Origin of the sequence: Okeania sp. KiyG1 (assembly GCF_014132355.1) — a bacterium.
GTDB lineage: Bacteria > Cyanobacteriota > Cyanobacteriia > Cyanobacteriales > Microcoleaceae > Okeania.
This window is the reverse complement of the sequence record NZ_BLZO01000185.1, coordinates 40,219-61,716: the sequence shown is the minus strand read 5'-3', so window position 1 is coordinate 61,716 and position 21,498 is coordinate 40,219. Positions and strand designations below refer to the sequence as shown.

General features: G+C 36.3%; 13 protein-coding genes. 7 read left to right on the top strand and 6 right to left on the bottom strand.

The window, feature by feature from the left end; translation table 11 throughout:
• Window positions 1-331: 331 nt before the first annotated feature.
• The 4 genes from SAGCYANO_RS41055 (at window position 332) to recJ (ending at window position 7,440) form a co-directional block, all read left to right on the top strand.
• A complete protein-coding gene (locus tag SAGCYANO_RS41055) occupies window positions 332-1,153 on the top strand; it encodes a PD-(D/E)XK nuclease family protein (protein ID WP_202225273.1) in 822 nt (273 codons plus the stop codon).
• 662 nt (window positions 1,154-1,815) lie between these two features.
• Window positions 1,816-2,184, top strand: coding sequence for a response regulator (locus SAGCYANO_RS46885; protein ID WP_237397188.1), 369 nt, complete (start codon window positions 1,816-1,818; stop codon window positions 2,182-2,184).
• 80 nt (window positions 2,185-2,264) lie between these two features.
• The gene (locus SAGCYANO_RS46880; RefSeq protein ID WP_375340095.1) at window positions 2,265-3,017 is read left to right on the top strand and encodes a sensor histidine kinase; all 753 of its coding nucleotides are present in this window, start codon (window positions 2,265-2,267) and stop codon (window positions 3,015-3,017) included.
• A 2,041-nt stretch (window positions 3,018-5,058) separates the two neighbouring features.
• On the top strand, window positions 5,059-7,440 hold the full coding sequence (recJ, locus tag SAGCYANO_RS41045; protein ID WP_202225272.1) for a single-stranded-DNA-specific exonuclease RecJ: 2,382 nt from the start codon (window positions 5,059-5,061) through the stop codon (window positions 7,438-7,440).
• A gap of 325 nt (window positions 7,441-7,765) precedes the next feature.
• Here the strand turns inward: recJ and SAGCYANO_RS41040 are convergent, their stop codons facing one another.
• Window positions 7,766-7,966, bottom strand: coding sequence for a hypothetical protein (locus SAGCYANO_RS41040; RefSeq protein ID WP_202225271.1), 201 nt, complete (start codon window positions 7,964-7,966; stop codon window positions 7,766-7,768).
• Between the two features lie 433 nt (window positions 7,967-8,399).
• Between SAGCYANO_RS41040 and SAGCYANO_RS41035 the strand changes: the two genes are divergently transcribed.
• On the top strand, window positions 8,400-10,676 hold the full coding sequence (locus SAGCYANO_RS41035) for a serine/threonine phosphatase (RefSeq protein WP_202225270.1): 2,277 nt from the start codon (window positions 8,400-8,402) through the stop codon (window positions 10,674-10,676).
• A gap of 816 nt (window positions 10,677-11,492) precedes the next feature.
• Window positions 11,493-12,713: an FHA domain-containing serine/threonine-protein kinase gene (locus SAGCYANO_RS41030; RefSeq protein ID WP_202225269.1), complete on the top strand. Its 1,221-nt coding sequence runs from the start codon at window positions 11,493-11,495 to the stop codon at window positions 12,711-12,713.
• A gap of 493 nt (window positions 12,714-13,206) precedes the next feature.
• Here SAGCYANO_RS41030 and SAGCYANO_RS46875 read toward each other — a convergent pair whose 3' ends face one another.
• From SAGCYANO_RS46875 to SAGCYANO_RS41010, 5 genes are all read right to left on the bottom strand, one after another.
• Window positions 13,207-13,353, bottom strand: coding sequence for a transposase (locus tag SAGCYANO_RS46875; protein WP_237397186.1), 147 nt, complete (start codon window positions 13,351-13,353; stop codon window positions 13,207-13,209).
• A 1,072-nt stretch (window positions 13,354-14,425) separates the two neighbouring features.
• Window positions 14,426-14,644 (bottom strand): DUF4327 family protein, encoded by a 219-nt coding sequence (locus SAGCYANO_RS41020; RefSeq protein ID WP_124144506.1) that lies wholly within the window; start codon window positions 14,642-14,644, stop codon window positions 14,426-14,428.
• A 1,103-nt stretch (window positions 14,645-15,747) separates the two neighbouring features.
• A complete protein-coding gene (locus SAGCYANO_RS46870) occupies window positions 15,748-16,251 on the bottom strand; it encodes a serine hydrolase (protein WP_237397189.1) in 504 nt (167 codons plus the stop codon).
• A gap of 65 nt (window positions 16,252-16,316) precedes the next feature.
• Window positions 16,317-17,015: a hypothetical protein gene (locus tag SAGCYANO_RS46865; protein ID WP_237397185.1), complete on the bottom strand. Its 699-nt coding sequence runs from the start codon at window positions 17,013-17,015 to the stop codon at window positions 16,317-16,319.
• A gap of 1,067 nt (window positions 17,016-18,082) precedes the next feature.
• Window positions 18,083-19,573, bottom strand: coding sequence for an IMS domain-containing protein (locus SAGCYANO_RS41010; RefSeq protein ID WP_237397184.1), 1,491 nt, complete (start codon window positions 19,571-19,573; stop codon window positions 18,083-18,085).
• Between the two features lie 401 nt (window positions 19,574-19,974).
• On the opposite strand from SAGCYANO_RS41010, the gene SAGCYANO_RS41005 reads away from it, so the two are divergent.
• Window positions 19,975-21,174: an N-acetylmuramoyl-L-alanine amidase-like domain-containing protein gene (locus SAGCYANO_RS41005; RefSeq protein ID WP_237397183.1), complete on the top strand. Its 1,200-nt coding sequence runs from the start codon at window positions 19,975-19,977 to the stop codon at window positions 21,172-21,174.
• Window positions 21,175-21,498: the final 324 nt, after the last annotated feature.

Genomic DNA, 21,498 nt, shown 5'->3' with positions numbered 1-21,498 from the left:
AGAGCGCGGGTCTTCAACCAACGTTGAGATAATAATTAAAAAAGCGGTCAGCACCTAAGCAGTCAGCAAGATCATTTTTCTAAAGTTTATCAGGGGATTTCAACTCCTCCTAAACAATCCTGCGCTTGGGGTTGCAGGGGATTTTAACCCAGTAGGGGCGAATGGCCATTCGCCCCTACAAGCTGATAGCTAGTTAATATCATCTCCAGATAATTAACGACAAAAAAACTTTCTCCTCCTTATATCTGAAAACTTCCTCTTCTTCCTTCCTAATTCCTAACTCCTGACTCCTGACTCCTCCCTATAACTATTCAACCGGACATGATAGCTAATGGCAAAATATAGACTCTCTCAACAACACTTGAATCTACTTACAACTTGCCCCCGTAAATTCCAACATCTCTATCTTGATAATCTGAGCGTACCAACAACACCAGCACAACAAGAAAGGCTAAATTGGGGTAGTCAGTTTCACTTATTAATGCAGCAAAGAGAACTAGGATTACCAATAGAATCTTTAATGTTAGAAAATAAAGAAATGCAGTACTGTTTTGAAATTTTTTTTCAAGCAGCACCAGAAATATTAAATCCTGAAACTCAAGATAATATAATTTTACGTCAAGCTGAACATAGTCTTAGTATTAATTTTAATGATTATATATTGACGGTTATTTATGATTTATTGATTGCTGATATTCAACAAGCAGAAATTTTTGATTGGAAAACTTATAGCTTTCCTCAAAATCAGACAAAGTTAGCTCAAAATTGGCAAACACGCTTATATCTTTACACTCTAGTTGAAACTAGCAAATATTTGCCCGATGCAGTTTCGATGACCTATTGGTTTATCGAACCAAAAGGTCAAAAGTTACCTGCAAAACTAAAATTTTCTTATAATCAACAGGCACACAAAAAAACTGAACGAGATTTAAAGCAAATATTATATCGGTTAACTAATTGGTTAAATAATTATCAAGAAAAGGGAGAAGAATTTCCTCAAGTTCAGAAGATTGAACATTGTCATTCTTGTCAATTTGCTACTCGCTGTCAGAATTTTTTAGAAGTTCAGGACAAAAAAGTAGATATTCAGTCTACATTTGTTTCTGCTGACTTAATATTAAGTATAGATAGTATTCCAGAAATATCAATTTAGCTGAAAATTATTAAATTAAATTCTAGGTACAAGTCCATAGAGATGATACCAAATCCGGTTATTAAATACATTTTATGGGATGCTAAGGTTCAAACTTCTCCTCATCTCCCCTAAACCCCATCTCCCCATCTATATAATCTACATAATAAAGATACTCTATCAACCGGATTTAGGATGAGCTTAAAAATTGCTCCAGTCACTATAGGAATTTTTTATGAGTAAAATATAATAATTCCCACTAGATTTAGTAAGACACTCCCAGTATAGCCCTAATGTAGAATTTGATATAAAATAAGGAAAAAAGAAAGCAATACTTCTGGAAAACTTTAAGATTTAAGAGAGAAAAAAGGCTTGATTTTTATCTCAAAATCAAAAAGTTTGCTTGGAAGTGATACCTAAGTCATGCCGATCGTAACTTATTACAGCTTTTATCAATTGAATGAGAAATCGGGTAAAAATTTGGGACTTTAGGAAAAAGGACTCGAAAAGAGAGTAATAGTTAAAGTTTACTCCTTTGTCGTTCACCCTAAGTCAATACAAGAAGCATAATTCGATGTATAACAGACCTCACCTCACCTGCATAAGAAGCTTTATAATATTTATGATTATTTACTATAAATAATTTATAAATTTTAAGTAATCGGCTTATTAGTTAAAATATTATGTCATCAAAAATACTTGTTGTAGATGATGAGCCTGATTTTGAATCGCTGATCATCCGTAACTTTAGAAAAAAAATCAAACAAAAAGAACTAGAGTTTATTTTTGCTAGAGATGGTGTAGAAGCATTAGAAATATTGTCACAAGAATTAAGTATAGATATCGTCTTAACTGATATTAATATGCCTTTAATGGATGGATTGACTTTATTAGATAATCTTCAAGAGAAATATCCTGAAATTAAAGCAGTAATTATTTCAGCTTATGACGATATGGAAAAAATTAGGTCGGCAATGAATAGAGGTGCTTTTGATTTTTTGACTAAACCTATAGATTTTGAAGATTTAGAAATTACGATCAAAAAACATTAGAAAATGTTAGACAACTCAAAGAAAATAAACGTTTAAAACAAGAAAAAGATGAAGCACAAGCAGCAAACCGAGCAAAAAGTATATTTCTAGCAAATATGAGCCATGAATTACGAACACCATTAAACGCGATTATTGGCTATAGTGAAATTTTATTAGAAGATGCTCGGGATTTAGGTTATGAAGACTTTGTTCACGACCTTGATAATATTCATACTGCGGGAAGACATTTATTGACAATCATAAATGATATTCTCGACCTTTCAAAAATTGAAGCAGGTAAAATGGATATTCACTTGGAAAGTTTCAAGATAATGGCATTAATTGAAAATGTTGTAGCTACTATTCAACCATTAATTGAGCAAAATAGTAATACATTAGAAATTATCTGCGACGATAATCAGGAATTAATAGTTGCTGACCCTAATAAAATGCGCCAAGTGATTTTAAATCTTCTGAGCAACGCAGCTAAGTTTACAGAAAATGGCAATATTAGTTTAAAAGTTAAAATTATTAATAATGATGATGATGAGGATTGTAATATTCAAAATGAGCAATTGACCCCTAAGAAAATGTTGATTTTAAGTGTTGCTGATACTGGTATAGGTATATCAGAAAATCAAATGAATGTTTTATTTCAACCATTTACTCAAGCTGATAATTCAACTACACGGAAATATGGAGGTACTGGTTTGGGTTTAGCTATTAGTCGTCACTTTTGTAAAATGATGGGTGGGGATATTGGTGTAGTGAGTGAAGTTAATAAAGGCTCAATATTTACTATTAAAGTTCCTTTTGTCAAAGAACAATTTATCGATGAAGAATTATTTGACTGAAGTAGGTTTTTGGTGGTAGGTGGTAGGTGGTAGGTGGTAGGTTTTTGGTGAAAAAAGCTTACCGAATAATTAAGGTTTTAAGCCTCTGCTTTAAAGGAGAAGCAAGAAAAAATTTTCCTTTTAGTCAATCCTCTTCCTTTTAGGGAGAGGTGATTATCAATTATTCATTATCAATTATTAATTCTTGAATGCCCCATCTTTTCATTAACCTCAACAAACTTGAAGAAGGTGGTAGGTTTTAGGTTTTAGGTGGTAGGTGAAAATAGTGGAATTTTTTACCCAATTTCGTCAGTACTAATAGCGCGTCAAGCTTTAAATGTTGTATTAAGATTTTGGACAAAAACAATATAATATAGCTTAGATTTTCCCATTTTCCTATTACGCTATTTTAACCTTGACACGACACTAATATGAAATACGAAAAATCACCCTAAAGTTACTTCACAAAAGATTAAAGTTGAACAAGATAGTAAAAGAGCAATTTTATATTAAATACAAGAATTATGTAATCTTCCCATCCACCAATATCTGTAGCAAATATCAGGGCTATTTCCAGAGCTTTTTCATTCTAAGCTGTGCCATTTTATGTATTTACTAAACCACCTTATTTCAAGATTTAGGGAATTTATCTTTCGCTGTCTGAAAAGCAATAAATTAATTGTCAAAATCTAGAATGAAATGACCCTGGGGCTATTTCATACAAGTATTTAGATGAATTTTTTTCATCATTCTATATAAAACCTAACACCTACAACCTAACACCTATCACCTATCACCTATTACCTATTACCTAAAACCTAATATCAAATCCGATTGAATAGTTATTATATAGTTGGCAGAGGTGGGGATATGGGGAGATGGTCTGATTTAATATTGAATATTGAAGTGTGGATAGAATTATAAACATATACTTTATAACCGGATTCTATATAAAACCTAACACCTAACACCTAACACCTACAACCTAACACCTATTACCTAAAACCTAATATCAAATCCGGTTGAATAGTTATTATATAGTTGGCATAGGTGGGGAGATGGGGAGGTGGTCTAATTTAATATTGAATATTGAAGTGTGGATAGAATTATAAACATATACTTTATAACCGGATTCTATATAAAACCTAACACCTACAACCTAACACCTAACACCTACAACCTAACACCTATTACCTAAAACCTAATATCAAATCCGGTTGAATAGTTATTATATAGTTGGCATAGGTGGGGAGATGGGGAGGTGGTCTAATTTAATATTGAATATTGAAGTGTGGATAGAATTATAAACATATACTTTATAACCGGATTCTATATAAAACCTAACACCTACAACCTAACACCTAACACCTACAACCTAACACCTATTACCTAAAACCTAATATCAAATCCGGTTGAATAGTTATTATATAGTTGGCATAGGTGGGGAGATGGGGAGGTGGTCTAATTTAATATTGAATATTGAAGTGTGGATAGAATTATAAACATATACTTTATAACCGGATTCTATATAAAACCTAACACCTAACACCTAATACCTAACACCTACAACCTAACACCTATTACCTAAAACCTAATATCAAATCCGGTTGAATAGTTATTATATAGTTGGCATAGGTGGGGAGATGGGGAGGTGGTCTAATTTAATATTGAATATTGAAGTGTGGATAGAATTATAAACATATACTTTATAACCGGATTCTATATAAAACCTAACACCTACAACCTAACACCTAACACCTATCACCTATCACCTATCACCTATTACCTAAAACCTAATATCAAATCCGGTTGAATAGTTATTATATAGTTGGCAGAGGTGGGGATATGGGGAGATGGTCTGATTTAATATTGAATATTGAAGTGTGGATAGAATTATAAACATATACTTTATAACCGGATTCTATATAAAACCTAACACCTACAACCTAACACCTAACACCTACAACCTAATCCTAAGACCTAATACCTAATACCTAACACCTAATACCTAAGACCTGACACACAACGGCAGGATAGTGACGATAAATTAAATTTATTAAATATGCCTGAAAGCAGAAATTATTGGCAAATTTATGCCTCCGATAATCCGCCTAATTCATTTGTTGAACTTGTCAAAAATTATGCGCCAAAATTATCTGTAAAATATCTGCCACAATTATTATGGCAGCGTGGAATTAAAGAGACTCAAAAATTAGCAGGTTTTTTAGACCCAAAACAATATCCACCAACTAACCCCTTTGAATTTGGCATCGAAATCAACAAAGCTGTAGAAAGAATTATTGATGCTAAAAACAATCAAGAAAAAATTGCTATCTGGGGAGACTTTGACGCTGATGGCATTACCTCAACATCTGTACTTTGGGACGGATTAGGAGAATTTTTTCAGAAAAATAATCAATTAACTTATTACATTCCTAACAGGTTTACAGAATCTCATGGTTTAAACTTTCCTGGAATTGAACAGTTAGCAAAAGAAAATTATAGTTTAATAATAACCTGCGATACAGGTAGTACAAATCTTGCCGAAATAGAATATGCAAATAACCAGGGAATAGATATAATCGTCACCGACCACCACACTCTTCCCCCTCAACGTCCGCCCTTATTAGCTATTATTAATCCTCGTTATTTATCCCCCTCTCATCCCCTATATAATCTCTCCGGAGTTGGAGTAGCTTATAAATTAATAGAAGCACTTTATTTAACTCATCCAGAAATACCTAAACTACCCTTAACAGAATTATTAGACTTAGTAGCTATTGGTTTAATTGCCGACCTAGTTCAACTAACAGAAGAAAGTCGGTATTTAGCACAAATAGGAATTGAAAAATTAAGTACACAACTCCAAAAAACCACCAGACCAGGAGTCGCCAAACTATTAGAATTATGTAAAAAAACAGGCGATCGCCCCACAGATATTTCCTTTGGTATTGGACCTCGAATTAACGCTGTCAGTAGAATCATCGGAGATGCCAGCTTTTGTGTAGAATTACTCACCAGTCGTGACCCCCAACATTGTCAACAACTAGCCATAGAAACCGAACTGGCCAACTCTAGGCGCAAATCCCTACAAAAAGAAGTAGTTCGAGACGTTACCCAAAAATTGACCAAACTAGACCTTTCTACCACTAACGTCATAGTTCTCACAGACCCTCAATGGCCTGTAGGTGTGTTAGGATTAGTAGCAGGTCAAATAGCTCAAGAATACAACCGTCCCACTATCTTGTTGACAGAGGAAACTGAGGCGGTCAAAAGCTCTGAGGAACCATTATTAGCTCGTGGTTCCGCTCGTTCAGTTGGCCAAATAGACCTATACCAGTTAGTTAAACATCAAGAACATTTGTTGCATCGGTTTGGAGGCCATCCTTTTGCTGCTGGTCTAAGCCTACCAGTAGAAAATATCCCCATATTTACAGATGCTATTAATCAATTATTAGGACAAACATTAGGAGCGACTCTTAACCAGACTTCAACAATAGATGTAGATTTAATTGTTACCGTCTCTGAGTTGGGTAGAGATTTATTTCAAGAACTTAAACTTTTAGAACCCTGTGGAATGGGCAACCCTGTTCCTAAACTTTTAGTCCAAAATTGTTGGTTTAGTGATGTTTGGCATAGAAATCAAAAAGATTTAAACGGAAAAAAAGTTCAATATATCAAAACAGATTTTGAAATTTGGGATGAGTCTGGGGAGAAAGGGTTCCCTGGTGTTTGGTGGGGTCATTATAAAGATGAAATTCCCGAAGAAAGATGTGATGCAGTGGTAGAGCTAGACTTCAATGCTTATAAAAAACGTTATGAAGTCAGACTTATTACCGTACAACCATCACTCCAAAATACCCAGTTAAAAACATCAAATCTTGTAGATTGGATTTGGGACTGGCGTAATAGTCAGAGAATCGGTAATCTAGAAGAAATAAGAATAAATAGCCAAAAAGATTTTATTCTTCTCAAAGAATGTCCCACTAGCTGGAACGATTTACGAATCTGGTTTCGGCGAGCAATGAATCAACAAAAGAAATTAGCGATCGCCTACTCACAACCTCCTATTGTCCCTCCCACAGATATCTGGCAACAACTTTTGGGTATTGCAAAATATCTCAGTCGTACAGCTAAACCTGTCACCCGTTATCAACTCCTAAAAAAATTAGGTATTGGTGATACTACTCTCAAATTAGGTTTGCAAACATTACAATATTTATGTTTTAATGTCAAGTATAAAGACCAAGCATTTTACATAACTCAAAATCAAATCAAAAACCAAAAATCAGAAACTCAATCCCAAATAATCGGAAAATTCCTAGCAGCAATATCAGAAGAACAATTTCGGCAAAAATACTTCTGTGAAGTACCATTAAAAACAATAGAAGCGATCGCAGCTCAGACAATCTTAGAAGATACCACTATCTCTATTCCCTTCTAGTGCCGCTACGCGGAAGTCAAAAGTCAGGGTAAGTCAAAAGTCAAAAGTCAAAAGTCAAAAGCATTGATTTGTAAGGCTCTGTTGACTGACATACATTAGATGGGGAAATAGGGATACCCACCCCTAACCCCTCCAGGGAGGGGAATGTGGGGAGATGGGAAATAGGGAGATCAACACACCTAGAAACAAAAATTTATATGCACAGTTTTAGCTGTGTCAGTCTCCTACTCTGTTTGTCAGGTTTTAGCATAATCTATATAACTAGACTATGTTATTGACATCCTCCCGAAGCTGCACTTGCGTGACAGCGCGGGATTCCCTAACATCACTGATAGGGGCTTTCTGCTTCCTCTTGACAGAGGAGCTGCGCTAACATAGCACCTGCCTCCGAGGCCGAACCTCTTTTCGGTCTTACGGTCGCTCCACAGACTGACACTGCTAGTCCAGCAGCCTTATTTTGTTGAGCATAGCATACTATTGTAAGAACCGCAAGATTGATTGGTTTTTCCTGCGGAATGCTGCGCAAACATGCCCTAGCTCCCCTACGGGAGAGCGCGGGTCTTCAACCAACGTTGAGATAAATAGTAAATCAAGTTACCGAAAAATTGTAGTTTAAACCCTCCCCTTTTAACTATGCTTTACCCATAACTCTTGAAACCCTTGTGGGGAGTGTGGGGGGTGTGGGAGGTAATAATTTTGTCTACTGTTATCAAAAAATGTATTTTTCAATACACTTTTCTGAAAAAAAAGCCTCTCCAAGAGACGCACATAACTCGTCTATTTTGTCAAGTTTTATGTTAAGAAAGATGTGGGTAATGAATAGCCCTTTTAAGGGGATAATAAAGAAAAATTTTCATTCTTAGTCAATCCTCTTTTTTCAAGGAAAGGTAATTATTCATTATTAATTATTCATTATTAATTATTCATTATTAATTATTCATTATTAATTATTCTCTATTATGCTCATCTGTCCCGAATGTGAGTTTGAAAACCCGAACCAGAATAAATTCTGTGAAAAATGTGGTACATCCCTAACCTACAAAAATTGTCATCAATGTGGAACACAAGTGTACTTGAGCGTTCAACAATGTCACAACTGTGGTGCTAATATAGCTCAAGTCTGGAAGGCAATTATAATTACTCAAGCAGAAGCTCTCCTCCCCGACTCACCTGAAATTAATCTCAAGGAAATGGGGCAAGAAGAAGTAATAACTGGAGCAAGTCCCCTGGCCAAAGATTCGGCGGATTCAGCAGCAGATGTTCTTATAGAAGAAGCCGAAGAGATTTTAGAATCCTCCGAACTTTTGGAGCCAAAAATAGAAGTCGATCTACAACCTGCTGCCGAAGTAGAATCAGAAGATACTTTACCAGAAACAATAACTGAAGCTGAAGATTCATGCCAAAAATTAGAAGAGTTAGATAATTCTGAATCAATTACCGCAGACATTCTCAGTCCAATGTCTGAAGCAGCAAACACAGAGAATAAATTATCCTCAAATCCAAATGACGATCTAGAAAATTCCTCCACTGCATCAGAAAAATATTTAGATTCCCAACAGCGCTACCAACTATTGGAAACTATACCACCAAAAAACCAAAGTGAAATGGTAGTAGTGCAAGTACTAGACTGTAACCCACTAGAACAAACACCCCTCAAAGCTTGGTTGCGAAGTAACTCCGGTAATTTTAGACCGCCCACTTCTACTTCTCAAGAGAATGAATTATCGGGTTACGAAAATCAAGAAAGTCAATTCCCTACCTCAAACCAACAGAGAGAAACAACGGAGATAGAAGCATTGATTTTTCCCACCATTGCTGAACCTTATGTAGCATTATATTCCCAACTACCTCAACACTTTCCCACTGTTCAGGATAGTTGGCGGTCGCAAAACGAAGAAATATTACTTGTAGCAGACTACAGTAGTTTGCCATTATTAGTAGACCTTTGGGGAAGCGAACACCTTTCCCAATTCCAAATTTTATCCTGGTTGCAGCAAATGACCGAACTTTGGGTAGCTCTAGCACCATGGCATTGTTGCCAAAGTATAATGGAATCAGAAAATATCCGGGTAAGTCAAACAGAAAATAATTATATCAAGTTACAACATCTGTACTCAAAACCTGGTGAAACTCAAAATCTCCAAGATTTAATGAAATTCTGGCAATCGTTATTTGAGCAGTCTCAACGGACCGAGTTTGGTTGGGTAACAGCTTTAATGCAAGATTGGCGGGATGATAAAATACAAACTATTGAACAATTGCGATCGTATCTCATGACTACTGAAGATAACTTACAACCCCAACCACCTCCTATATCAGCACCTACAGTTTTGCAAACTGATGATACTTTCCCACAGATAGTAGAAAATATAGAAACTCAAGACACTGAACTTTTACCAATACAGTTGGTAAATTTGGAAAGTTCCGGAAAAAGTGATGTAGGCAGTCAAAGAGACCATAATGAAGATTCTTTTGGAATTCAAACTCAGATAGAAAACCAAGAAACACCCACCGAAAAAATTATTCAAGCTAAAGGACTTTATGTGCTCTGCGATGGTATGGGAGGACACGCTAGCGGAGAGATAGCTAGTCAAGTAGCAGTAGATACTATTAAACAATACTTTAAAGTTGAAAGTAGTTGGTCAGTAGGTTTGCCCTCCGAGGAAACAATTCGTGAGGCAATTATACAGGCAAATCAGGTAATCTACGAGATTAATCAACAAGAAGTCCGTTCTGGTAGTAGTCGGATGGGTACTACTTTAGTAATGGCAATGGTTTACGATACAAAAGTAGCTGTAGCTCATGTGGGTGATAGTCGTTTGTATCGTCTCTCTCGTCAGGGAGGGTTAGAGCAGATCACTCTAGACCATGAAGTAGGACAGAGAGAAATTAATCGTGGGGTTGAACCAGAAATAGCTTATGGTCGCCCAGATGCTTATCAATTAACTCAAGCTTTAGGACCGCGAGATGAAAATTTTGTCAGACCAGATGTACAATTTTTCGAGCTTGATGAGGATAGTCTAATAATCATAGCATCTGATGGTTTAACAGATAATGATTTTCTGGAAAATAATTGGAAAAATCTCCTGGAACCTCTTTTAGACAAACAAGCTAATTTAGAATTTGGTGTAAACCAGTTAATTAATTTGGCAAATCAGCATAATGGTCACGATAACATTACAGCAATTGTTATCCGTGCTTTAGTGAAGCCACAAAAAGGCGTTGCTGAATACTGAGATGATTGAGGCCGACACGGGGACACGGAGACACGGGGACACGGAGACACGGAGACACGGAGACACGGAGACACGGAGACACGGGGATTATAGTTGATCCTCTCTGATAAAATCATCTCGCAATTATGCAATGGCATAAAAAAAGATAATATTCCTTATGTCAAGCCTCTTTATTGCAGAGGTACTGACAACTGAAATGACCAACTATTTGTGAAATTTTTGAAGTGAGTTGGTATAGCAGTCGAAACAAAAGACGCCGACATTTTTAACGAAGTCAGAAGTCAGAAGTCAGAAGTCAGAAGTTAACCCACCCCTAACCCCTCCCAACCCACCCCTAACCCCTCCCAGGAGGGGAGGGGAAGTCGGGGATTTAAGCCCCGCTCCAAAAATATTACGCCTTAAAAGGCGGGGTTGCGCGACCCATATTATTTTGATAAATGCTCAAACGAGCTTCAGGGATTACTTTTACAGCACTTTTAAGGATAGTGGGGTACAGTTATAAGACTACAGGACTTACGCCGGGACACTAAATATAGTGAGGGCGAATGCCATTTGCTAACGCAAAGCTCCGAATTGCGCCCCTACAGATGGTGCTTTAAAAGTAAATTTGCGTAAGTCCTGGACTATTTATTCCTTTCCTGTTCCCTGTTCCCTGTTCCCTGTTCCCTGTTCCCTGTTCCCTAGAGCAATAAAACTTTGTACCTCATCAACTCAATAACTGCTGTAACTTTTAACTTTTAACTTTTAACTTTTGCTTTATCCCCTATTCCCTAGCGCATAGCGCTATACAAAAAATTTGAAGTTCAAACAGAGATTGTGATTAGGTTAACCCTCTTAGATCCTCAAAAAAATACTCCTTTAAAAAATTGGGACTTTCAGAATGAATCAATAATTAAGATTGGTCGCTCTGTTGATAATCAGGTTGTTTTATCTGATAGTTTAGTCTCACGATATCATCTGGAGTTACACAAAATACCAAAGTCCCAATCTGGAAATATTTGGCGATTAGTTAGTCATGGTACAAATGGAACCTTTGTGAATGGAGTTTTGATGTCTCAGGGAATTATTTCTGATGGTTTCCTGATTCAGTTGGCCAGAGGCGGCCCGATTTTAAAGTTTCAGATTCAGGTTCCATCTGCTGCTAATGCTCCTCAACAATGTTGCTCCCGAGCTGGTGATAACCCACCAGGAAACTTATTTTGCATTTATTGTGGTAAACCAGTTAAAGTTGAACGCAGTATTCGTCAGTATCAAGTATTACGGATATTGGGTCAAGGTGGCATGGGTACTACTTATTTGGCTTGGGATCGGAAGCGCAATAGTTTACAAGTAGGTGCTTCACCTGCTGCTGCTTTGGTGGTCTTAAAAGAAATGAATGCTGATATGGCTCAGATACGCAAAGCTCAAGAATTATTTGAACGAGAAGCTAGAGCTTTGAAATCATTAAATCATTCAGGAATTCCTAAGTTTTTTGACTTTTTTGTGGAAGAAGACAAGAAATATTTGGCTATGGAAATGATTCATGGTCAGGATTTGGAAAAACGTATTTCTATACAAGGACCGGTGTTGCCAAAACAGGCAATTGAGTGGATGATTCAGACTTGCGAGGTTCTAGAATATATTCACTCACAAGATCCTCCACTGATTCACCGGGATATTAAACCTGCTAATCTTCTAGTGCGTCGTCGCGATAATCAGATAATAGTTCTAGATTTTGGGGCAGTCAAAGAGATTGGAACGCCTTTGGGTACGCGGATCGGCGCAGAAGGTTACAGCGCTCCCGAACAAGACCGCGGGCAACCTTTGACTCAATCCGATCTATATGCGGTGGGTGCAACCTCGATCTTTTTGTTGACTGCTCAAAGTCCGATGCACTTCTATGATAATCGTGGTGATGGTTATCGGTTTTATATTGAAAGCGTTCCCACTATTACACCACAACTAAGAGAGGTGATTGAAAAAGTTACTCAACCATTACCTGGCGATCGCTATCAAACTGCTCTGGAGCTTGCAGATGCTTTAAAAGATTGCCTTTAATGCATATCATCGGTCTTGAAATATCTCAGTATGTACAAGGGTTTTGAGTTATTGGTAGAGATATAGCGCTACGCGCAAGTCAGAAGTTAGAAGTAATTCCTGACGCTCATTTAAGTATTTATAATTGCCGTTCTTAGAAACCTATGATAATCTATATAAATCTATGATTCTCTGTTCCATTCCCTATTCCACTGGCAACGTCGGCGTTATCCAGCTCCTCTGGGTGACACGGACGGTTCGCGCTAGCGTTGCGGAGCAAACTGCCCGCCATAGCTAAATTTAATGCTGCATTTCCTAGGTTATGCTACGCAAACAAGTCTCGTTTGCACTAGCGTTGCGGAGCAATCGCAACTAAAATAGCAGTGTTCGCAATTTGATTGCGCGCTCTGATAATAACAGAGATTCGCGATTCAGTTCCACACCTAGAGCAAGTTTTAGAACTAGGAAACCATCTATCAACAATGGTTAACTTAGAGCTGTACAATTGACATTTTTACTCTAGCTTTCTACGAAACTCATAAAATTCCATGTCAGCAACAGCCTTAGCTAGTTTGTGATTTGACATCATACCTGATACATTAAGGTCTTCAATTACTATCTGACTTTGGTTTTTAGCTAGATAGGTAGTAAGTTTATGCAATGCATCTTTTCTGATGTTGGCTATTTTGCTATTCTGAAAAAAACAAATGTATTTAGATGTTTACTCAATCAACCTTCTCAGGGTTAAGCTCAAAGAATTTACAGAGTTTGCTAGGCTTTGTTGACGAACTAAACCTGCACTCTAACCACATAGTTTGCGCTCAAAAGTGAGCAATTATGTTTACGGGAATGAACTTAACTTGAGATGAATCATTCTGAGTTTAACAACTAGCAGATTTTGTTTCTAATAAATCTTAATCAACCTGTATTCAGTTATTTTGTTATCATTGACATCTCCAGGGGTTAAAACACCCTGAATTCTGTGGTTAACCCACTGCAAAGCTGGATAAATCCATATTTGGTTCAAGCCTGTCAACAAACTTCTACACTCCTAGGCATAGATCGAAATCTAGCTGTGAGCTTACTTTTTTTTGTTTAGCTTTCACGAGTGGTTTTACTCAAAATGTGGGAGCAATCTTCTAGCTGTTTTACCGAATAATTAATAATTAAATAATTCTGGTTTAAAGCCTCCCCTTTTAAGAGGAAAAAAGAAATAATATTTCCTGATATTCAATTCCGTAAAGGTTTTAACCAGAGGTAATTATCAATTGTCCATTATCCATTATCAATTAATGAACTGCCTGCTTGCTTTGAGCCGTCGTAGGAAATTAATTCCCCGTCTCCTCTGTGCAGTGAATCTCACGCCAACTAGCCAGAGGTCATGACTACAGACCTTGTTCTTACTTACTTACTTCTAGTATAGTAGATTTTTACCACGGGTTGAAACCCGCATAAGTTATTCAAGCAGGGGATAAATCTTCCGGGAACTTTCGGACTGTCATTCTTTAGGTTTTAAAATTGCTTTAGTATCAATTTAGTTTTCTGATTACAGCCTTAGAAAGCAAAAAGTTTTGTTTGATTTTTGTTTGATTTTGTAGAGCGATCGCCTAATTATTCTAAACTTTCAGCCTTATTGCCTAGATATTGGCTAATCGACTACATTCTACCAATTTTTCTTGCTTAAACTCAAGAATTATTCATCCTAATCAGTCTTATTTGATTAGGAAATGAGACTAATCTTCTTCCCACACCTCTACAACCAAAATTTCACCTATTGGATCTTGCATAGAAAAATCAAAGTCTTGAAGTTGCTTTTTCCAATAAGGCCACTTATCCCCAAAAAGTAGGGCTATTTTCCAGATACTATCTGTTGGCTTGATTATATTAGATTCTACGAGGGAATTCACCTGACGCTGAAATTTTTCCATCTGGTGTATAACCTTTTGGCTCATAATACCTCTTAATTTTTTTAAATTCTTCTAGAAATTAACTCCCCGATTCTCACTTTTACCGATTCGTGGATTTTTTGTGCTTTTGGGGAAGTTACCTTCTAGTTTTATAGTTTAACACACTTACTTTTGGCAAGGTATTATAAGTAAAACTAAATAATTAAAAATCAATAGTGAGTTTTTTATTCAAGTCAGTTTTTACAAGTTTTACTACTTGAAAAAAGTAAGTAATGTGATAATAATCAGAAGTTTTCCTATTTGATTTTATTATCATTTGTAACATAAGATTATATATATATTTCAGATAAATTTAGCCATATATGCTATCTCCATATCAATTATTTGTAGTAAACATTAAATGGCGTTGCTGATTCTGGGTATGATGCAAGCTCCCCTAACCCCCCACGCATTGGGGGGAATAAAACTCTAAAAGTCCCCCGTTTTATCCCCCTCCCGTCCCTCTTGGAATCCCCCTCCCGTCCCCCTTAGAATCCCCCTCCCGTCCCCCTTGGAAAGGGGGAAGCCAGATGTTGCTTCGCTTTTTGTTGAACGGGGAAAGCCAGAGGATGCTGCGCTTTTGAACGATGGGAAGCCAGATGTTGCTTCGCTTTTTGTTGAATGGGGGATGCGCGGGGGCGAAGGCGAGAACCAAACAATCGCATATTCATACTTCAATTCAGCAACGCCCATTAAATAAGCACCTCAGCAGTCGGTACTGTTAGCATAGCTCTGACCATAGGAGGCTAACTAATAGACATCTCCAAAAATCAAAAATAAAATCAATTCTCACACAGAAATCATCAATTATTTCTCTGTAGGGACGTTGCATGCAACGTCCCTACTGCCTACTGCCTACTGCCTCTTTTCTGGAGATGTCTAATAACTTAAATGACGTAATTGCATCTGTATCCAATTAGACAAATTAGCTTACTTACATTAGACACATTCAATAATACAGCACTTTCCGCTGTTATGAGGCACACCCCGAAGCGGGCCAGATGCCCGCATTGCAATATTTTCACCATTCACCCTGTACATCATTTGCCCGAAATCTGCTGTAAAAAATAAAATCAATCATTCCACTTTTATTCATCAATTCTTTCCCCCTACTCCCTACCCCCTACTCCATCTTTTCGAGAGCTATTCAATGCCATCATGCGATCGTAAACATGACGAGACAGTTTGGGGAATATTTTTTCATCTGTGGCGTAAGCACGATCTTCTGCAAAGACCGCCAGAATATAAATAGCTTTATCATCTAAAGTTCTCACAAATGCTACATCCATACGATGCTTGCTAGTGAAACCAACTTTAGAACCGAAATAAATATTGCTAGGTAAAGATTCGCCGAGAAAACCTTTGATTCCATTGTAGGGGTCATTTTGCCATGCTTCGGGTGTTAAATCTCTGGTTAACAAATAAGCCATTCTTGTACTATACTGCCGTGAAACTGCCTGCCTGGTATATATTTCATAGGTTAGTCTCGCTGCATGATCGGTGGAAATCAAATTTCTGAGAAACTTACCATTTTTCTTCCTGAGTTGGCGATCGCGACCTACAGGACCTTCTTGACTAGGAGAATATCGAGGATAATTTTTTGTACTAACTATTAAATTTTTATAACCTGCTTTATGGAAAAATTCGTTGACTGACTTTCTTTTTTCTAACCAATTTTCTAATTTTTTCCTTCTAATGTTTTCCCCGATCTAGTATCAGTAATTGCATCTAAAATTTTACTGGCAGAATCGTTATGAGACTTCTGCATCATTGCTCTCAAGTCTTCATGAAACTTAGATTCATTTTCCACTAAACCTTTTTTTACTGCTCCATAAAATGCAGCCATCCAAAATAATTTAGATACACTAGCAGGATATCTGACTTCTTGGCTTTGATATCCAGCAAATGTATGAATATCTTGGTTACTAACATCGATTAAACTAATAGATAAGGGTTCTGTTGGTAGCCCTTTTTCTTCAGAAATTTTCACCAATTCATCAACTATTTCCTGTAGCTGAGGACTATAACGTAAAGGGGGTTGTCTACGAACATTGTAGGCAAATCCTAAGTCTTCGGGAGTTTGTTGAGGAACTGGGCGTACATAGGGTGGTACGAGAGTAGGTGATATTGAGGTTTGAGGAGAAGGTTGAGCTGTCGGTGAAGTTGTGCGACCTCTGAAAGGTAGGGTAATAACCCAGCTCGCGGTCATTAATATGGCTACTAATATGAGGATATTTTTATATTTTAACTGGGATAATATTAGTTTTGTACTTTTTGTTTTAACTCGCCGACGTACTTTAACTGGACGTTTCTTGGCTACCCGATATGGTGGACGGACTCGATGAAATGTTTGAGGTGGTAACTTTTCTGCGTGCATTTTCTGAGAAATATAAGTAGTGGACTGAGACAGTTAAAGGGAGTAGGGAGTTTGAATTCAAGAATTTAGAATTTAGAATTTAGAATTTAGAATTACCTCTTCTTATAAATTAAGAGGATTGGATAAAAGGATTTTTTTTCTTCTCTTGGTCGATTGGATATGGCTAGGGGAACTCGCCATCCCACCCTTCGGGAAGCTGCGCTTTTTCCGTTTGTCATGCTCCGCAAACATATCGCGTAGCGTTAACGTAGTTATGCGCCAGCAAAACGACCGCTTTTTTCTCCATGAATGGAGAGGTTTTATACCTGAATTTTTCGGTAATTATAGAACTATAAAAATATACCATATAACTAGATTCTATATAATTTCTAACTTCTGACTTCTCAAATTGATTTTATATAATTTCTAACTTCTAACTTTTGACTTCTGATTTCTCAAAGGAGTTCTATATTACTTCTAACTTTATAATTTATTACTTTTGACTTCTTACTTTTGACTTTTGACTTCTAGCGGATTAGTTGGAAACTTTTAGTAGGGGTCTCCCCTAATACCTCACTTAAAAATTATTTGACTGATAACTGAAGTTACCCTAATTCTTGGATTACAGCGGTTTTCATCTTGGTATACCACAGTAGGGGCGTTAACGATAGTTATGCGAATTTCTTATTTCTTATTTCTTACTTCTTATTTCTTACTTTTGAATTTTGACTTTTGACTTTTGACTTATGTTTTATTGACTATCAGAAAATTTGGCCGTAGCAGATAGTCTAGACTGTTGCCTTTCGGAGCTGTTACCTGTTGCCTATCATCACCATCAGACTTTTTCAGCAAACCCTAAATAGGGCTTACCGTTCTAATCTCAAAGCATTGACAAGTAAAGGTTTGAGCCTTCTTTAATTCCCAAAAAGTGCGCTGGTTTTAGTCTAAAACCCTCAAAAAGTTAGCAGAAAAGGCAGAATAATTGCAGAAAAATTGAGGGACAAAACTTGGCTCCTACCTCCTCGCTCATTCTCATTTCTCCTGTTTCCTGTCTCCTACCCTTACCCATAAGACTTTTTCAGCAAACCCTAAATAATCTGAGAAGTAGCTATTTTCCATTTGCCATCTATAAATGTCAAGTTATAAATAACTGTTAGTTGAGCAGAACCTGACCTTGTAGTGTCTAATTTATCATTTTTAAATAGTTGATATTCTTCGGTAACTTTAACTTGAATAGTTGCTTGATTTCCTTGAGTAGAAAAATATTCAATACTATCTATTTTTTGCTCTTTATACTGATAGTAAGCGTTGTTTTCTTTTAACCAGGCGATCGCTCCATCAGAGGCTACTATATTATCATAGACCTTTCCTGTTGTCAATTCAGCAGCAAGTTTTTGATTGTATGGAGGAGCAAATATTTCTTTTTTTGCTTTTAACCAATTCTGGATTAATTCTTCAGCTTGTTGTTGAGAAATTGATGTTACTAACTCGGTGGTGGGTGGTGTGGGAAATTTTTGTCTTTCTAACTGCGTTGAGGGAGATTTACTTAAGATATTTTTGAGCAAAATACTACTCAAAAAACAACTGCCAATAACACCACTAATAATCACAGCTTTTTGCCAAGTTTTGCGATTAATAGATAATTGAGTTGAAGGGTGGTCTAGACTTTGGTTTAAAGGTGAATTTAAAGTTGTAGTTGTGTCAGGATTATTGATGACTACTAAAGATGAAGATGGCTGAGTTTTTTCATTATTAAAAACCTGAGTTGAATCAGACTCTAAAGCATTTAACATTTCTGTAGATGTAGCAAAGCGATCGCTAATATTAGGTTGAATTGCTCGGTCTAAAATTCCTGCTAATTTAGGGGTTAAATTACTGGTATATTTTTGCCAAATAATCTTCCCTGTTTGTAAATTCATTTCTAAATCTTGGGGAACTCTTCCTGTTAGTAGAAAAATAGCTGTTAACCCTAAACTATATAGATCGCTAGCATAAACTGGTCTTCCTGCTGCTTGCTCAAAAGCCATATATCCAGGAGTACCAATCATAATAGAAATAGGAGTCGTATTTTGAGAATTAATTGCTGTACTAATAGAATCTTTTACTGCCCCAAAATCTATTAAAACTGGCAAGTCATCTTGTTGGCGCAAAATAATATTTTCCGGTTTAATATCCCGATGAATAATATTTCTGCTATGTATATAGTTAATAACCGATAGTAAACTAATCAGAATTTTCTGAACATCACCATCTGTAATTGGCCCTGTATTTTGTACTTTTTTCGCTAGAGTTTCTCCCTCTATCCATTCTTGTACTAGGTAAAATTGACCTGCTGTATCACTAAAATAAGCATACAACTTGGGTATTTGGCTATTAGTTTCCCCTAGTTTTTCTAAAATGGCCGCCTCTAGTTGGAAACGTTGCAATACCTGTTGGTAAATTTTGGGATTATTTGTAACTACTTTAAGTTGCTTAATTACACAGTAGCGACCAGATGGCATTTGGGTATCTTGGGCTAAAAAGGTTTCTCCGAACCCACCACTACTGAGTGCTTGTATAACTTGATAGCGATTGTTCAAAAGCGTTGGTTTCACATCAGGAATTATTGCCCATTTGTTTTAATTCAGGATAACATACTTATCAATGGATAATGGATAATTGATAATTGATAATTGCTGAATTTGGTCTAAGACCTCTTCATTTATGAAGAAAATAAAAAGAAAATATTTTCCTTAAGTTCAGAGGATATCTGAAAAGTTTTTGATACTGAATTTTGCCCCCCGAGCAAGCCAACTTTGGGGGGAACAAGAGTCAATTTGCTTGCTATAGTCCCCCAAAATTGGGGGATGCGCGGGGGCTTAGATGTAGCAAATGGGACTTATCAGACAACCTCTCAATCCTCTTCTTTCAAGGAGAGGTAATTATCCATTATTCATTGTTCATTATCAATTGTTGAATAGCTAATAATCTTTATCAAAAAATGAGAAAATCATTAAAGTTAATTATTTTAACAGTAGCTATTACTGGCAGCTATACAGGGTTTCTATCTATTGTAAGTAAGATTAATGCTGCTCAAAAAGCTGTCGATCTACAGACTAAATATATTACTAATTATCGGGAAAATAGCCCAATAAATTTTGACAATAAAAAGAATATTAATTCACAATTATCTGCTTCTGAAAAACTATCTAATTTTCGTCTAATTCAATTTGATGATACTACTTTCAAATCTCTAGATATTGATGAGGGAAATTCACTCAAATCATCTACTTTATCAATGCAAAATATTTTAAAAGAAGCACCTGTTGGTCCTTCTCAACCTCCGACAAGACCAGTCATTGATGTTCACTTAAATAAAAGTGTTGGTGACAAAGAAATTAATAAATCATCAGCGAATAATGTTCCCGAAGATCCTCAGTTTAAACCAGTGATGGAATATGCTAGAAAACAAAATCTTTCTCAACGTCCGATGGCAGAAATTATGCAGGCGATCGCTGATTATTTTATTGGTACTCCTTACAAGGCTGGATTATTAGACCAGTCGAATCAAGAGTCTTTAGTTATTAGTTTAGATGGATTTGATTGTGTTTTATTTGTAGAAACTGTGTTGGCAATGGCTAGGGGGATAGCAGTAGAAGATTATTCTTATTTGACCTTTGTTAATAATATTAGAAATCAGCGTTATTGGAATGGTAAAATGAATGGATATTGTAGTCGTTTGCATTATTTTTCTGAATGGATTGCTGATAATCAGAGGCGGGATAATATTAGAGATATTGGTGTTGACTTAGGTGGAGAGAGAGTTAAGAAGCCGTTATTTTTCATGAGTAAAAATAGATGGGAGTATCCACAAATTGCTAGTAATGATGCTAATTATCAATGTATTGTGAATATGGAAGATAGTATTAGTAAGCTGAAAATAAACTATATTCCTTACTATAAAATTAGCAGCGTTTATTCTCAGTTAAAATCTGGAGATATTGTCGCCGTAGCAACAGAAATTAATGGTTTAGATGTGACTCATACTGGCTTAGTTTATCGTAATTATGATGGTAATATTGGTATTATTCATGCTTCTCCTGCGGGACAAGTAACTGTTGCTTATGATTTAGAAAGATACATTTGGAATGTGGAAAGTGCCATTGGTATTTTAGTTGCACGACCCGTAGATCCAAGATAATTCAGATAATTCAAAAGTCAAAAGTATCTAAATTCAAAATTCAAAAGTCAAAAGTCAAAAGTAAGAGAAGTTAAAAGTATCTAAATTCAAAAGTAAGAGAAGTTAAAAGTAATACCAAATTGAAAAAGAATGTTACAAATAAACTGGCTAGTAAATAACTAATAATCCACCTAAAACCTAGCACCTAGCACCTAAAACCTAACACCTACTACCTACCACCTAACACCTAGAAAATTATTTGTAGCAAACATTTATCAAATTGGTATAATACCATCAGGACTTACGCAAATTCACCTTTAAAACGCAATATGTAGGGGCGAATGG

Coding starts and splice junctions, on each gene's coding strand:
- SAGCYANO_RS41055 (WP_202225273.1), top strand. CDS start 332: ATGGCAAAATATAGACTCTCTCAACAACACTTGAATCTACTTACAACT.
- SAGCYANO_RS46885 (WP_237397188.1), top strand. CDS start 1,816: ATGTCATCAAAAATACTTGTTGTAGATGATGAGCCTGATTTTGAATCG.
- recJ (WP_202225272.1), top strand. CDS start 5,059: ATGCCTGAAAGCAGAAATTATTGGCAAATTTATGCCTCCGATAATCCG.
- SAGCYANO_RS41035 (WP_202225270.1), top strand. CDS start 8,400: ATGCTCATCTGTCCCGAATGTGAGTTTGAAAACCCGAACCAGAATAAA.
- SAGCYANO_RS41020 (WP_124144506.1), bottom strand. CDS start 14,644: ATGAGCCAAAAGGTTATACACCAGATGGAAAAATTTCAGCGTCAGGTG.
- SAGCYANO_RS46865 (WP_237397185.1), bottom strand. CDS start 17,015: ATGCACGCAGAAAAGTTACCACCTCAAACATTTCATCGAGTCCGTCCA.
- SAGCYANO_RS41005 (WP_237397183.1), top strand. CDS start 19,975: ATGAGAAAATCATTAAAGTTAATTATTTTAACAGTAGCTATTACTGGC.